Source organism: Nitrospirota bacterium (assembly GCA_016235245.1).
GTDB lineage: Bacteria > Nitrospirota > Thermodesulfovibrionia > Thermodesulfovibrionales > UBA6898 > UBA6898.
This window is the reverse complement of the sequence record JACRLO010000034.1, coordinates 18,817-34,573: the sequence shown is the minus strand read 5'-3', so window position 1 is coordinate 34,573 and position 15,757 is coordinate 18,817. Positions and strand designations below refer to the sequence as shown.

At 50.3% G+C, this 15,757-nt stretch carries 13 protein-coding genes; 9 read left to right on the top strand and 4 right to left on the bottom strand.

Annotated features, from left to right (window positions below; genetic code table 11):
* Positions 1-18 precede the first annotated feature (18 nt).
* Positions 19-924 carry a pirin family protein gene (locus HZB31_13640; GenBank protein ID MBI5848962.1) on the bottom strand — a complete coding sequence of 302 codons (906 nt, stop codon included), beginning with the start codon at positions 922-924 and terminating at the stop codon, positions 19-21.
* Positions 925-1,038: 114 nt separating this feature from the next.
* Here HZB31_13640 and HZB31_13635 point away from each other — a divergent pair, with 114 nt between their 5' ends.
* From HZB31_13635 to HZB31_13595, 9 genes are all read left to right on the top strand, one after another.
* A complete protein-coding gene (locus HZB31_13635; protein ID MBI5848961.1) occupies positions 1,039-1,299 on the top strand; it encodes a hypothetical protein in 261 nt (86 codons plus the stop codon).
* A gap of 56 nt (positions 1,300-1,355) precedes the next feature.
* Positions 1,356-2,243: a hypothetical protein gene (locus HZB31_13630; protein ID MBI5848960.1), complete on the top strand. Its 888-nt coding sequence runs from the start codon at positions 1,356-1,358 to the stop codon at positions 2,241-2,243.
* 196 nt (positions 2,244-2,439) lie between these two features.
* Positions 2,440-3,603 carry a response regulator gene (locus HZB31_13625; GenBank protein MBI5848959.1) on the top strand — a complete coding sequence of 388 codons (1,164 nt, stop codon included), beginning with the start codon at positions 2,440-2,442 and terminating at the stop codon, positions 3,601-3,603.
* A 7-nt stretch (positions 3,604-3,610) separates the two neighbouring features.
* A complete protein-coding gene (locus HZB31_13620) occupies positions 3,611-4,273 on the top strand; it encodes a response regulator transcription factor (protein MBI5848958.1) in 663 nt (220 codons plus the stop codon).
* 200 nt (positions 4,274-4,473) lie between these two features.
* The gene (locus tag HZB31_13615) at positions 4,474-7,617 is read left to right on the top strand and encodes a PAS domain S-box protein (GenBank protein MBI5848957.1); all 3,144 of its coding nucleotides are present in this window, start codon (positions 4,474-4,476) and stop codon (positions 7,615-7,617) included.
* A 167-nt stretch (positions 7,618-7,784) separates the two neighbouring features.
* Positions 7,785-10,253, top strand: coding sequence for a response regulator (locus tag HZB31_13610; protein MBI5848956.1), 2,469 nt, complete (start codon positions 7,785-7,787; stop codon positions 10,251-10,253).
* Between the two features lie 2 nt (positions 10,254-10,255).
* Complete coding sequence (locus tag HZB31_13605) at positions 10,256-11,065, top strand: response regulator (GenBank protein MBI5848955.1); 810 nt, start codon at positions 10,256-10,258, stop codon at positions 11,063-11,065.
* 73 nt (positions 11,066-11,138) lie between these two features.
* Complete coding sequence (locus HZB31_13600; protein MBI5848954.1) at positions 11,139-12,488, top strand: HD domain-containing protein; 1,350 nt, start codon at positions 11,139-11,141, stop codon at positions 12,486-12,488.
* Between the two features lie 70 nt (positions 12,489-12,558).
* Positions 12,559-13,137, top strand: coding sequence for a response regulator (locus HZB31_13595; protein MBI5848953.1), 579 nt, complete (start codon positions 12,559-12,561; stop codon positions 13,135-13,137).
* 39 nt (positions 13,138-13,176) lie between these two features.
* Here the strand turns inward: HZB31_13595 and HZB31_13590 are convergent, their stop codons facing one another.
* Genes HZB31_13590 through HZB31_13580 form a run of 3 tightly spaced genes read right to left on the bottom strand, consistent with a single transcriptional unit; the run spans position 13,177 to position 15,663 of the window.
* On the bottom strand, positions 13,177-13,812 hold the full coding sequence (locus HZB31_13590) for a hypothetical protein (protein ID MBI5848952.1): 636 nt from the start codon (positions 13,810-13,812) through the stop codon (positions 13,177-13,179).
* A gap of 19 nt (positions 13,813-13,831) precedes the next feature.
* A complete protein-coding gene (locus HZB31_13585) occupies positions 13,832-14,722 on the bottom strand; it encodes a TPM domain-containing protein (GenBank protein MBI5848951.1) in 891 nt (296 codons plus the stop codon).
* An 11-nt stretch (positions 14,723-14,733) separates the two neighbouring features.
* The gene (locus HZB31_13580) at positions 14,734-15,663 is read right to left on the bottom strand and encodes a TPM domain-containing protein (GenBank protein ID MBI5848950.1); all 930 of its coding nucleotides are present in this window, start codon (positions 15,661-15,663) and stop codon (positions 14,734-14,736) included.
* Positions 15,664-15,757: the final 94 nt, after the last annotated feature.

The window sequence follows — 15,757 nt, the reverse complement described above, 5'->3', positions numbered from 1 at the left end:
TCTTCCTGTTTATCAGTCTCACCGGTGTTTAATAAACGTTCCTTTTTCGTATTCTTCAAAGGCTATCTGAAGTTCCTCCTGCGTATTCATCACAATTGGGCCATACCAGGCGATCGGTTCACCTATCGGCCTGCCTGAGATCAGGAGAAAGCGAACTGCTGAGCCTTCTGTCGTGACGGTAATCTGATCCCCCTTGTGTTCAAAGAGGATCAGGTCTTCAGGCACGCCTTTGCAGCCGCGCTTGTAATCGAAATAGTTGCTGCCTATCACCTCACGGGAAAAGGCGTTGCGCTCCTCGTCAAAATAGGCGCTCCCTTCTGCAATATAGGCTAAGACCGTATGCCCTGATGATACGCGATGGGTGAAGGTCGTGTTGGCGGGGACAGAAACATCCAGGTATTCCGGGTCGGTCACAATGTCCCTTACCGGGCCAGTGACGCTGCCCACTGTTCCGCAGATAACCTTGACCGCTGTACCTGAGGCCAGCGTTATCTCGGGTATCTCACTCCTTTTCACCTCGCGGTAACGCGGGTCCATCATCTTTTCTTTTGCCGGAAGGTTTGCCCAGAGCTGGAAGCCCCAGAGGAGGTCATCCTTGCCGCCCTTCGGCATTTCCTGATGGACGATACCGCTTCCAGCGGTCATCCACTGCACGTCTCCCGGAGAAATCATGCCTCTGTTTCCCATACTGTCTCCATGTTCGACCCGGCCATGCAGAACATAGGTGATCGTCTCGATGCCGCGGTGAGGGTGCCACGGAAAGCCCGCAAGATACTGGCCAGGGATGTCTGAATGGAAATTGTCGAGAAGCAGAAATGGGTCGAGTTGAGGGACCTGGGAGTATCCAAATGCACGCTTCAGGTGCACCCCTGCGCCTTCGATCGTAGGCCTGCTCTTCCAGATCTTCTTTATCTTTCGCGTCATGCCCAACCTCCCGGGGAGAATGCTCGTATTTCTTCCAGTTTATCAGTTTTCAGCCGCAGGTCAAAGCAAGGCTCTTTCAGATTGCATGGTATACTATAAATATGGAGGGAGACAATGGCACATAAATTTGCCGTGGCAATCAATAATGACATTTCTTCAGTGCTTGCAAGGGTCGAATCTGCGATAACCGGCAGCGGCGGCACGTTTGTCGGTGACGCTGAAAAAGGGGTTTTTCAGGGCAACTCTGTCATGGGCCCGATCAAGGGAGAATATTTCGCCGTTTCGGGGAGCGAGATACACATTACGATTAAGGACAAGCCGTTTGTCGTGCCGTACAGCATGATCGAGGGCGAGATCAAGAAGTATTTCAGCTGAGCGAGATCGAAAATCTGCGTTAGTTGCCTGTAACTGGCAAGAAAAGGAAGGTAATCATGAATAAAAAGACTGTTGCAATGATTCTGGCATCTGTTGTGGGAATGGTCATGTTTTTTGGTATTGCCTGTGCAGATGAGATGCTGAAGCCCTACGTGCTCGCATCATCAGGATCGGGTACTCTTGAGAAGAAGAAGGATGAGGTGAAGTCCAGCCTTCTCCAGCAGGGCTTTCAGACCGTCGGTGAATATTCACCCTATAAAGGCGCTCATGTCATCGTGGTGACCAGTGACTCACTACGAAAGAACGCGGCCAAATCAGAATTTGGCGCTTATGGTGCAATCTCCCGTGTCGCTCTGACCGAGAAGGGCGGCGATATCGAGGTCTCCTATACGAACCCGCTTTATTTTGCCCAGGCGTATCAGATGAAGGACTCGCTTGCTGACGTAGCCGTCTCTTTGGAAAAAGCGCTTGGCAAGAAATCTGCTTTCGGGTCTAAAAAAGGGTTGAGCGCGGCAAAGCTTCGTTCTTATCATTACATGGTGATGATGCCATACTTTGAGGACCAGGTTCTGCTTGCTTCTCATAATTCACAGGAGGAGGCGCTCAAGGCAGTGGAGGCGAACCTCGCTGCCCGTAAAGGCGGCTCTTCAAAGGTCTATCGGGTGGACCTTGCTGACAAGAAGGAAACGGTCTTTGGCCTTGGTATAACAGAAGGCGAAGGCGCGGACAGAACGATCATGCCGGTCATCGATATCAGCGAACCGAAACATACTGCGCATCTTCCCTACGAAATGGTGGTCTCTGGCGGAAAGGTGTACATGCTGCATGGCAAGTTCCGCATTGCGCTCGACTTCCCTGACCTTACCATGGGGACATTCATGAAGATCTCCGGTGCGCCCTCAGCTATCGAGGAAAAACTGAAGCTTGTTGCCGGCGGCAAATAGTTCTGCCTGACCGGGCCGGGGGCAGATAAGCCTCCGGCCTCTCTTATCCGCCGCTGCGATGATTGCTTTTATGTCCGCCTACGGTACAAAATGAGATGGTGATAACATCTGCAAAACGGTTTGTGGAGATTCGGCCTGCCCCGCGTTTGCGATTTTTCCTTTTTCTTCTGGTCTGCGTTCCTTGTGTGACTATCCAATGAACATTCTTATCGTTGATGATCATGAAGAGTCACGCACCTATCTCAGGCATCTGCTGCAGAGCCACGACTGCGTGGTGACAGAGGCTGCTGATGGCAGGGAAGGTATCGAAAGAGCGCTGGCTGACAGTTTTGATATGATCATCTCTGATTCGCTTATGCCCACCATGGACGGCTTTCAGATGCTCATGGAGATAAAGCGCAATGCAGGCACTAAGGATATCCCGTTTCTCTTTTATTCCGGCAACTATATTGGTGAACAGGATGCTGATCTGGCCCTCTCTCTTGGAGCTGACGCCTATCTGCTGAAGCCGATGCAGCCGTGGCAGCTCTGGCATGAGATCCATACTAAATTCCGGGTGAAGAAGTCAGTAGACGAAGGGCAGTATGAGGAGAAGGTGGCGGACGAGAATCTGCGGCTCTACGGCAAGGTTGTTGCGAGCAAGCTCGATGAAAAAATTCGCGAGCTTGAGCAGGAAATCCTGCAGCGCCGGGAGGCAGAACATAAACTGCAGACCCTTTCCCATGGTCTGCTCGAAAAATTTGAACTTGAGCGCAGGCATATTGCTCGCGAGCTGCATGATGATATCGGCCAGGCCCTTACTGCCGTTAAGCTCAGCCTTCAGTCTCTTGAACTGTCGCCTGATGAAAGAGAGTCTGCCCGGATGCTGCAGCAGAGCATCGTCAGTGTAGACCACGCCATACAGAGAGTGAGAAATCTCTCCCTTAATCTCAGGCCGTCGCTTCTGGATGACCTGGGACTTGCTGCTGCCCTGGGATGGCTGCTTGATCGGACAGCCCGGCCTGCCGGCATCTCTTCAGAGCTGGTTTCAGATGCTCATACTGACCGCCTTCCTGCTGAACTGGAAACAGCCTGCTTCCGCATAGCCCAGGAAGCGCTGAGCAATGCGGTAAGGTATGCTCAGCCAAAAAAGATTACCATACGTCTGAGGCGCAGTGATGATGCGGTCGAACTGTCGGTGCAGGATAACGGACTCGGGTTTGACCTGCAACCCTCCTTTGACCGGTCGGTGAAAGGGCAGAGCTTCGGCCTTTTGGGTATGCACGAACGTGCTGTTTTGGCCGGAGGCAGATTGTCCATAGAATCGGAGCCGGGAAGGGGGACAACGGTCTCCGCATACTTCCCGCTTCCGCCGGTGTAAGCAAAAGATGCGCATTCTTCTTGCCGACGATCATGCGCTTGTACGGGCCGGCTTCCGGGCCCTCATTCAGAAGATCGAAGGAGTTGAAGTCATTGCAGAAGCTGCTGACGGCCATGAGGCCCTGCGGCTTATCCGTGAACTGCTGCCGGATATCGCGTTTGTCGATATATCCATGCCGGGCATAAACGGGCTTGAGGTGACTGCCCGTGCAGTGAAGGAATGTCCTGGCACACGCATTATCATCCTTTCCATGCATGCTGATGATGAATATGTACTTCAGGCCCTCAGGTCAGGTGCCCTGGGATATATTCTGAAGGATGCCAAAATCTCTGAGCTAGAAGGAGCAATACAGACTGTCTGCAAGGGAAAGATCTATCTTTGTACCACAGTGGCAGACCACTTCGCGCAGCATTATCCTGAGAGAATCGAAACTGCATGGAAAAAAACAGGAAAAGATGAAAAACATTTTGAAACACTTACGCCGCGTCAGAGGGAAATCCTGCAGCTCATAGCAGAGGGCCATACCACCAAAGAAATAGCCGCAAAGCTCAACCTGAGCATAAAGACCATAGAGACCTATCGCTCCCAGATCATGGACCGGCTTAACATACGAGACCTCGCCAGCCTTGTCCGCTATGCCATCAGGTCAGGTATTGTTCAGCCGGAATAAGGCCTGCTCACATTCCTTTATTTCTGCTGCCGAAGCTCTATAGGGGTTTACCCTGATAGGAAAGCAGTTGCTCCTCCTGTTACGCTAAAGCAGGAAGCATATCAGTGAAGCGGGAGGCGGCAGCGGGCTTTGTGCTGTCAGCAAAGCTGTTATCTAGAATCAGACCGGCTTATTAATTCCGTCCGGCGCTGGAGCCGAAAATGATGAGAAAGCCTGTATGGGGAAATACCATGAAAGACCCGGATCAGACATTGCTGGAAATTCAGAATGCCAATGATGAATGGCGTAGTACGTTTGATGCCATGAAAGAGGCTGTGGCGCTTCTGGACGCAGAAGGCAGAATTATGCGGTGCAATTCGGCAATGGCAGTGCTTACCCAAAAGTCCTTTTCGGAGATCATCGGGCATGCATGCAAAGAGCTCTGCATCTGCCTTGGCGGCCACAGGGAGGCCTGTCCGACTGTCATCTGCAGAGAGACCTTGAAGCGGGAGAGTTCCGTACTCAGGAGTGGTGATCTATGGTTTGAGGTGTCCGCAGACCCTATTGTTGACAAAGCCGGGCAATTGCAGGGAACCGTGCATATCCTTAAAGATATTACGGAGCATAAGCAGTTCGAAAATGCGCTCAGGAAGAGCGAAGAAAAGTTCCGGTATTTCTTCGAATCGGCCAATGATTCACTGTTCATCGTCGATATGAATGGAACATTGATGGATGTAAACAGGACCGCCTATGAGCGCCTTGGATATTGCCGGGAGGAAATGCTCGGAAAATCTGTCACCAAGTTTGACACTCCGGAATTCGCAGCACAAGTGCCTCAGCGGATGGCACTGATAACTGAGTCCGGCAAGGCCGTATTTGAGTCAGCACATATTGCAAAAGATGGCAGAGTCATTCCGGTTGAGATAAATGCGATTGTAATCGATTATGCCGGTCAAAAGATGGTCCTGAGCGTGATCAGGGATATCACCGAGCGCAAGTCTGTCGAGGATATTGTCAAACAGCAGAAGCTGTTTACGGAGAGCTTGCTGCAGAATTCAGCTGTTGCCACATTTGTGCTTAATGCAGAGCACCGGGTGCTGATATGGAACCGGGCATGCGAGGAATTGACAATGATACCTGCGGCAGAAATGGTTGGAACCATGAAGCAGTGGAAACCATTTTATGATCACGCACGGCCTGTCCTGGCGGATATCGTTCTTGAAGGCCTTCCGGCAGACCTTGCTCCTTTGTATTCTTCTGTCTCTCAATCTTTGCATGCTCCGGATGGACTTCATGCAGAGGGATGGTATCATCTGAACGGCGACGACTGCTATCTTGTCTTTGATGCAGCCCCGATTCGCGATGGCAGAGGAGCCATTATTGCTGCCATAGAGACGCTGCAGGACATAACAGATCATAAGCGTTCGGAGGAGGCTATCAGGGAGAGCGAAGAGAGATACCGCAGCGTTGTCGAGAACGCCTTTGATATGATCCATAGCATTACGCCGGATGGACGTTTTATCTATGCAAATCCTGCCTGGCTTCGGACCATGGGATATACGATGGAGGATCTCTCGGACAAGACGATATTTGAGATCATTCATCCGAACTGTCAGTCGAAATGTTCGGGCGTTTTCAGCCGCCTGAGTTTAGGGACATCTGTTGAGCATTTCGAAAGCCAGTTTTTAGCCAGTGACGGCAGGGTGATCGATGTTGAGGGCAGCGCTTCAGTCAATTTGGTCGAGGGCAAGGTGCAGTCGATGCAGTGTCTCCTCCATGACATAACCGAGAGGAAAAGGCTTGAAGAAACGCTTTACCGGAGTCAGCAGGATTGGGAACATACGTTTAACAGCATCACGGACATGGTTACCGTCCATGACAAGGACTACAATATTATTTTGGCCAATAAGGCAGCGGAAAGAATCCTTGGACTGCCGCTCCTTGAGAAGATGCACGACCGGAAATGCTTTTCCTATTATCATGGGACCGATTACGCTCCCTATGGATGCCCGAGCTGCGGATGTCTTCAGAGCGCGGAACCGGCATTGTTTGAGATGTTTGAGCCGCACCTTAATATGTTCGTTGAGATCCGGGCGATTCCCCGTCTTGACAGCAGCGGTACGCTTATCGGGTTGATCCATATTGTCAGGGACATCACCGAGAGGAAAAAGGCCGAATCCGAGCATGAACGGCTTAATCAGGAGAAGGAACATCTCCGTGAGCAGCTGCTTCAATCCCAGAAGATGGAGGCTGTTGGAACTCTTGCCGGCGGCATTGCGCATGATTTTAATAATATCCTGAACGTGATCATCGGTTACGGCGGCCTCCTGGAAACGATGCCCGCCATGACCGGAAAAGCAAAGCAGTTTCTTTCCGAAATCACCAGTGCGGCAAACCGGGCGGCATACCTGACCCGCGGCCTGTTAGCCTTCAGCCGCAAGCAGCATCTTGAACTGAAACCTGCAAATCTCAATGACATTATTCGCAGCATTACAGCCATGCTTCACCGTATTATCGGTGAGGACATAAGAATGAATATCGAATTATCTCAGGACAATATGGTAATTATCTGTGATTCCGGACAGGTCGAACAGATCGTGGTGAACCTTGCCACCAATGCCCGTGATGCCATGCCAAAGGGAGGTTCGCTCTCCCTCAAAACAGAAATCGTTAAGATGGATGAACAATTCATTGCGCTCAAGGGATTTGGCAATCCCGGCAAATATGCGGCGATGCTTCTGACCGATACCGGAATGGGGATGGAGGCAGAGACACAGGAACGGATATTTGAGCCATTTTTCACCACCAAAGCTGTAGGGAAAGGCACGGGCCTTGGACTGTCGATCATCTATGGAATCGTTACCCAGCATAATGGATTTCTGGAGTGTCAAAGCAGCCCTGGCCAGGGTACGACATTCAGTGTGTATCTTCCTCTTGCGGTGCCGGCAGAATCTGCTGGTGAAGAGAAAGAGATTAGAAATTTTGTTGCAAAGGGCAGGGGAGAACTGATTCTTGTCGGCGAAGATGATGAGTCAGGCAGACGGCTTGTCAAAGTCGTTCTGGAGCATCAGGGCTACCGGGTTATCGAGGCTGTTAATGGCATTGAAGTGATCGAAATATTCAAGAAACAGTCTCAGGATATTGCCTTGATGCTGCTTGATGTTATTATGCCAGACATGAGCGGACATGATGCGCTCGGGCTCATTAAAGAACAGTCACCTGAAACAAAGGTGATTCTTATGAGCGGGTACACTGCCGATATTCTTTCAGACAGAGGTTTTAAGGATGTGTCAGTTCCGCTTCTGAAAAAGCCTATTTCTCCCCACGAACTGCTCAGGGCAGTGAGAGATGCCCTGGACGCATAATCACACGAACCTGTTTTCAGGTATAGGTTCGATAAAAAGAAGCAATGTCGAAAGAAATACTGCTGATTGCCTCGTAATCAGTCAATAGCAACCTCCGAAAATAGAATAAATGGCTAAATACATTCCTGAACTGGGTATGTTGTGATAAGATTTTAATCGGAGGAAGAGTGGCAAATTCTATTGAAGATAAAGCCAGGATACTGGTGATAGATGACGAGCTCCAGAACCTCGGCTATCTGACGGGAATCATAAAAAGCAGAGGCTACGAAGTGCTGACCGCATCTACCGGATCTGATGGCCTCACCATGGCCACAGTCGAACTTCCTGATGTTATACTTCTGGATGTCTTTCTGCCGGACATTAACGGCATAAAAATCTGCAGTATGCTCAAGGGCAATCCGCTGACCCAGCATATTCCGGTCATGATGATGACCGGAATGACTGAAGGGAATGTTAAAGCAGACTGCCTGCAGTCTGGTGCGAATGATTTTCTTGGTAAGCCTGTTGATCCTCACGAGCTGGTCCTGCGGGTTAAAAACCTGCTCTTGCTGGGCCATTATGCGTTACTCTTTTCAGAGAACAGGGCACTCAGGGAAATGAGAAGGACCGAGGAGCAGTTCAAGAGCTTCATTGACAGCAGTCAGGACATGGTCTTCCGAACAGACAAAGCTGGGACTTTTACCATGATGAACCAGGCCGGCGCCGATATACTGGGCTATCGATCCATCTCTGAAATTCTTGGAGGAAAGGCTGCAGACTATTGGCGAAACCCCGAAGACCGGGCACGTATGGTTGAAACGATCAGGAGAGAAGGGATCGTTAAGACATATCCTATTCCTGCTAAGAAGGCCGATGGAACCTTGATCGATCTGGAGGCAACAAGTCGTATCATAGAGGACGAGCAGGGAAACTTTGCAGGCATCGAGGGTATTATCAGGGACGTTACCGAGAGGAATATCCGGGAGCGCCAGATGCAGAGGCAGAAAGAAGAGCTTCAGCTGAAACACGAGGAGCTGAACGAACTCTTCAGGAAAGTCGAGTCGATAAAAAAGGAATGGGAAAGCTCTTTCGATGCAACTGGCGACATGATTGTCATTGTCGATAGTAGTGGCCTGATCAAACGGTGCAATAGGGTTTTTATGGAGTTTTCCCGGAAAACCTATGAAAGCGTACTCCTGAAAGATCTGGATTCTGTGCTTGACGAGATGGGTTTTTCACGCCATGCCACGTATCAGGGCAGCGCTGAACTGTTCCATGAAACGAGCGGCCGCTGGTTTCAGCTTAACTCTCATCCCTTCATGGACGCAGAAAATCTTGAGGGCAGTATCGTGACTGTTCACGATACAACCGAGATGAAGAATATTACCGCTGCCCTCGAAATCACGAACACGCAGATTGAAGAAAACAGGGTGAAACTGCAGAATGCACTGGACGAGATTTCAACGCTGATCCAGCAGGTGACCCTAAAAAAGGATTTTAGCGTTCGTTTTGCAAATCCTCATCTCAAGAAATGCCATGAGGTTATGAACTGCAGAAAAGCTGACTGTCCGTGCCATGGCACTGTTGCAGAGCGCTGCTGGCAGATTGCCGGCACATTCTGCGGAGGCAGGGTCCAGGGTGAATTTACCGATAAGTTTGATAACTGCGCCGAATGCCCTACCTATAAATTTGCTACGGCCGATCCTATCTATCAGATCGGTGAAAGTTTTAATAACATGATGCATATACTCGAACTGCAGCACGCTGAACTAGAGCGGGCCTATAATGAGCTGAAGATCGCCCAGTCCCAGATCACCCAGCAGGAGAAGATGGCATCAATTGGGCAGCTTGCTGCAGGAGTTGCGCATGAGATAAATAATCCGACCGGCTTTATCATGAGCAACCTGGGGTCCTTTCAGAAATATGTGGACAGGCTGACTGAGTTTATACGAGTTCAGGGAGAGGCGGTTAGAGAACTTGCAACCCCCCTCAGCCTTCCTTTGATAGGCGGGGACGATACGCGGGAAGTGTGTGTCATCAGGGACAGGGAAACCGTAATGAAAGATCTGGAGGCGCGAAAGAAGACCCTGAAGGTGGACTTTATCACGGATGACATAAGGAGTCTGGTATCAGAATCATTGGAGGGGGCCAATAGGATCTCAAAAATTGTGCGGGACCTGAAAAATTTTTCGCGGGTAGATGAGGCAGAGCTGATGATGGCTGACATTACTGCCGGCATTGAGAGCACCATCAATATCGTCTGGAACGAGCTGAAGTACAAGGCTACCGTAGTGAAAGAATATGGATCTATACCGCAGACAAAATGCAATCCCGGGCAGATGAACCAGGTCTTCATGAACATACTGGTTAATGCTGCGCATGCGATAGAAAAACAGGGAGAGATACGGATAAGGACATGGGAAGAAGACGGGTATATCAACGTATCGATAGCTGACACCGGAAGCGGGATACCGGCAGACATGCTGAACCGTATTTTTGAGCCGTTTTTTACGACCAAGGAAGTGGGCAAGGGAACAGGGCTGGGACTAAGCATAACGTACGATATTGTAAAGAAGCACAAAGGAGAAATCAAAGTGGAGAGTGAAGTCGGCAAAGGGACCACCTTTGTGGTCAGCATACCTGTAGTGGAGGGATAAGGATGGAAGAAGAGATAAGGATACTCTGCGTTGATGACGAACCGAATGTGCTCAATGCGCTCAAACGTCTTTTCCTCGATAACGATTACCTGATTTTCACTGCGTTGTCTGCGCCAGAGGGCATCAGTATTCTTGAAAGGGAGCATGTTCAGCTCGTCATATCCGACTACCGTATGCCTTCCATGAACGGTGTGGAGTTTCTCCGAGAGGTGTATAAACGATGGCCCGATACGGTCAGGATTGTACTGTCAGGATACGCTGATGCTTCTTCAATTGTCGCTGCGATTAATGAGGGTCATATCTATAAATTTATTCCAAAACCATGGAATGATGATGAGTTGAAAATTACCATTTCCAATTCGATAGAGCGATACTTCCTGCTCAAACAAAATAGCGAACTCTCTGCGGAATTAACGAAGAAGAATACAGAACTTCTCGGGCTGAACGAGCAGCTCCAGCAGCTCTTTGAGGAACAGAGGAGGAGTCTGGAATTCAGAAGCAAGTCGCTGGCTGTCCATCAGTCTCTTCTCGATGCGATGCCGGTCGGCATTTTGGGTGTCGATAACACGGACATGGTTGTGATGTGTAATACGTCATGTCCTCCGTTCCGCAAGGAGAATACGGGGATAATCGGCAGCGATGCCAGAAGTGTCCTCCCTCAGGATATTCTGCAGTTTATCGATACGGTGAAGAGCAGCGGCCGCGCTGCGGAATATCATATCCAAAACGGCGACAGGATGAGAATGATCGGAACGGATGTTGCAGAAAGAGGTGTGATCGTAATCTTTGTGGCTGCGGAAGATTGTGCATGAACGGAACCATTCTGTTTGTATGGTAATCCGGAGATACTGATTATATTCGTGGAGAGCGTGAAAGGCATGAACTATGGAAGATGAACCGAACAAGGCACTTCGTAATGAGAAGCCGAAGATACTTTTTGTCGATGATGAGGAGAATGTGCTGCGTGCCTTGAAGCGTCTTTTTCTTGATGAGCCGTATGAGTTCTATACAGCCTTGTCGGGAAGAGAGGCGCTTGCGGTGATGAAAGAGCATGGTTTTGCGGTTATCGTATCAGACCAGCGTATGCCTGAGATGAGCGGGTCTGAATTTCTCGGATTGGCCAGAGAGATTCAGCCGGAGGCCATAAGGCTCGTTCTTACCGGATATGCCGACGTGAATGCCGCAATCAATGCGATTAACCAGGGAGGTGCATACCGGTATATTACGAAGCCGTGGAATGACGCTGATCTTGTCCTGCTGATCAGGGACGCTGCCGAGACCTATCGTCTGAAGCAGGAGAACAAGTATCTCACAGACCTCACGGCCAAACAGAACGATGAACTGAAGCGCTGGAATACACAACTTGAGGTAATGGTGCAGGAGCAGACCCTTGATATCCAGAACAAGAACAGGGACCTTGAGGCGCTGAACCTGAAACTCGAAAAGAACTTCCGGAAGTCGATCGAGGCATTCTCGGGACTGATCGAGATGCGTGAGAAGTCGGTATCAAACCATTCGAGAAATGTGGCATCGCTTGCCCGCCAGATTGCCGTATCAATGCAGCTCTCAGGCGAAGAAGTGAGCAATGTGCTTGTAGCTTCACTGCTGCATGATATCGGCAAGATCGGTGTCCCCGATGTCGTTCTCCAGAAGCAGGAAGAAGAGATGAACGAGATCGAGTTTGCTGAGTACCGGCGCCACCCTGTGCGTGGGCAGGTTGCGGTCGAGGCGATTGAGGGTTTTCACGATATCGGTCTCCTGATCCGTCACCACCATGAGTGCGTGGACGGGACAGGTTATCCGGAAGGACTGAAGCGTTCTTCAATTCCCCTCGGGAGCCGGATCATCTCAGTCGCGGATGCAGTTGACCGGATGGCGAACAGCGGCTTCATCGCTGCAGAGGATTATCAGAAGGCCATGAACCATGTTGAGTTTTATCTGGATACGCGATATGACAGACAGGTCTATCAGTATCTTGCCCCGATCATTAGACAGCGGATTGGAGAGCTCGAAAAGCAAGGCGCTGCGCACTCCGAAGAACTCGAAATTCATCCTTCAAAACTCTCCATCGGCATGGTGCTTACGCGGGACGTACGTAGCGGCACCGGACTGCTGATCCTTGCCCGCGGTGTGGTAATGAACCAGAAGATCATCGATGCACTTCAGAGATACTATCGCATGGACCCGTCCAAAACGGGTATTTACGTAAAAGGCGTAAGCGGGAAGCCAAAATGATCTTAGCGGTTGAGCTTCATTAATACAGAGTCGGTGCTGTCAAATGATAAGAAACCATAAGGGGGCATATATGGCGCATAAGCTGCTCATAGTGGATGATGAGGCAAACGTGATCTCTTCCCTCAAGAGGGCCTTTATAAATGAGGAGTTTGAGGTATTCTCTGCCATCAGCGGATTGGCAGGGCTTGAGTTGTTGGCAAAAGAACCTGTTCAGGTTATCATTTCAGACGAGAAGATGCCAGGGATGTCTGGCGCGGAATTCCTGTCAGAGGCGAAAAGGCTCTATCCTCATACTATCCGGTTTATGCTCACCGGCCAGGCAAGCATTGAAGCCGCGATGAAGGCGATCAACGAGGGAGAGATCTACCGTTTCTTTACCAAACCTTGGGATGATCTCCAGCTGATTTTTGCAATACGGTCTGCATTTGAACGCTCTGACCTGGAGGAGGAGAACCGAAGGCTTCTTGAAACGGTCAAAAGGCGGACACTTGAGATGAAAAGCATCGAGAAGTTTTTCCCGGGCATAACTGATGTGAAACGCGATGACGACGGCAAGATCATGATCGATAACCTTACTCAGGATGAGATGCTCGAAATCATTCAACGCTGCGAACGTGACTGCCTTGGACTGCGTGACGAGACGGATTAGCTGCAGAGCTGACCGTGATTTGCCTGTTCTGTGTAATCATTACTCTGTTATAACTTGATCTGGCAGCTCGTTTGTATCTCCGGCTGTGAGCGGAAAATGCTGAGCGAGTATCTTGCCTGCTTCATTGATAGCCTGACACAAAGCATCGCAGGCTCTGCCTTCTTTTATGCCACGGGAAACCGTCAACGCATAGGTATTAAGTGTCTGCTGATCGATCTTTTCGTAAATACCTTTATCTGCCAGCACCCATACTTTGTGCTCCAGCAGAGAAATAAAGAAGAGTACGCCTGTGTTCGCCTTTGTTTTGTACAGACCTTTTTCGTAAAAGGCCCTCAATGCCCGTTCTCGTACGGCCTCCTCCAGTCTGAGTCTGCCGACAAAGGATGTCTTTAATACGGGCAGATACTTCAACAGCGCCCAGATGAGAGGGAAGAAGAGAAAACTGAGGAGGATGAAATAGTTGAGCGATGCATGGAGGAAGGCTTCTGATACAAGCAGGCTGATACCGGAGCCGAGAAGCACACTGCCGAGCACGGTTGCCTCGCGGTATTCATCGCTGCTGTTAACGACCATGACCGCCACCTCGCCGATGGTGCAGCATTCGACACTCTGCACAGTCTCCTCGATCTTCTTTTTCTCTTCCTCTGAAAAAAATGCCTCCGACTTTATTTTCATCACACCCTCCCGGTAAAGATCACCAATCTCCCGAACTCCCGCCGCCGCCAAAGTCACCGCCGCCACCACCACCAAAATCACCTCCGCTGCTGCTGCCAAAGCCCCCACCGCCGCCAAAGCCTCCTCCATAAAATCCGCCGCCAAACCCACCACCACGGCCCCCTGTAGAAAAAAGGGAGGGCAGTATCAGTCCTATAAGAAGACCTATGATCGCGAGAATCAACGCAGCTATCAGCCCTATTGGCGTCAGGAGCATTGCGACTAACGCCGGTAGTCCGACTGCGCCTGCTGCTCCTGAAAGAGGGCGGGAAAAATTTCCCAAAACAAGAAGTGCAATAGCCCCGAAGATGATAAAAGTGACTAGTTGAGGAAGAGCCCCTGATTTTTTTGACGAGCGCTTTGTTGCTCCTGGTTCTGCCTTGAACTCGCCCCTTGTTGCATCGATCAGGGAATGGACGCCGGTAAGAAAGCCGCCGTCAAAGTCGCCTCTTTTGAAGCGAGGCTTTACTACAAGGTCTATGATTCTTCCTGCCATAAGGTCTGTGAGCTTGCCTTCAAGCCCCCGGCCAACCTCAATGCGTAATTTTCTGTCTTCCTTTGAAACAAGGAAAATGATGCCATTGTCCTTTCCCTTCTGGCCGATCTTCCATGCCTCTGCAATCTTGAGACTGAACTGTTCCAGCACTTCTCCCTGCAGAGAAGGAATGGTGACGATTACGATCTGGGTTGAGTCTGACTGCTCGAACGCGCGCAGTTCCTGTTCAAGTGTTGCCTTTGCCTGGGGCGAGATCATACTGCCATAGTCATTTATATACCCGGTCAGTTTGGGGACCTCAAGGGCATGGGCATATGGGCCGAGGCACAGAAGTGCAGCGGCCAAAAAGCTTGTGACAATTAAAGATATTTTCATTTTTCCCCTCATTACCAACTCCCTGACGCCCCACCGCCGCCAAAATCTCCGCCACCTCCGCCAGAATCACCTCCGCTGCTGCCGCTACTGCTGTCGCCGCTGCTGCCTGAGCCCGAGCCAGACTCCCTGATCAATCTAGAGGACAGGTATTCTTGAGCTATTCTGAGTTTTGAAGTTCCCATTACCGAGAGGCCATAACCTATGCCAAGCCCGAGAATCGCAAACAGGAGCTTGGTCAAATTCGCCAATGGATTGAGGGAAAGCATTCCGGCAGCCAGAGGTGTGAAGAAAGCACCGAGGCCTGAGCCGAGAATTTCCGATATCTTTCCGAAGAAGAATATGCCGATGTATATTACAATTACCAGGACATAAAATCCCCATGGGATACCAGTTATGGTTGAAAATGATCCTGGCACGGGAGGTTTCTGCTGAGGTTGAGGTGGAGGAACTGCCCTGAACTCACCCCTGGACGCAGCTATGATCGAGGCGATACCCTCTGTGATGCCCCCGTCATAATCGCCTGCCTTGAACCTAGGTTTTATCACCTCATCGATGATCCTGCCGGCCCTCAGGTCTGTTATCTTTTCTTCGAGCCCTCTGCCGACCTCGATGCGCATCTTCCTGTCGTTTTTCGATACAAGGAGGATGACGCCATTGTCCTTTCCCTTCTGCCCGATCTTCCATTTCTCCGCCACTTTGATACTGAACTGTTCCAGCACCTCTCCCTGCAGAGAAGGGATTGTGACGATAACGATCTGAGTAGAGTCAGACTGCTCAACTGTCTTAAGCTGCTGTTCAAGGGTGCTCTTAGTCTGAGGGGAGAGCATGCCTGCGTAGTCATTGACGCGTCCCAGCAGCTTCGGGACTTCAAGGGCATGGGCAGATGGAGCTATAATAATGACAAGCGCTAACATTATCAGCGTAAAGCCGATAGTGCACATTATTGCCCTTTGGCGGGTAACTCCACCTCCACCTCCCCTTAATGTAAGGGGAGGACGGGAGGTGTTAAGGAATAAAGCCATCATTTTTTTGTAC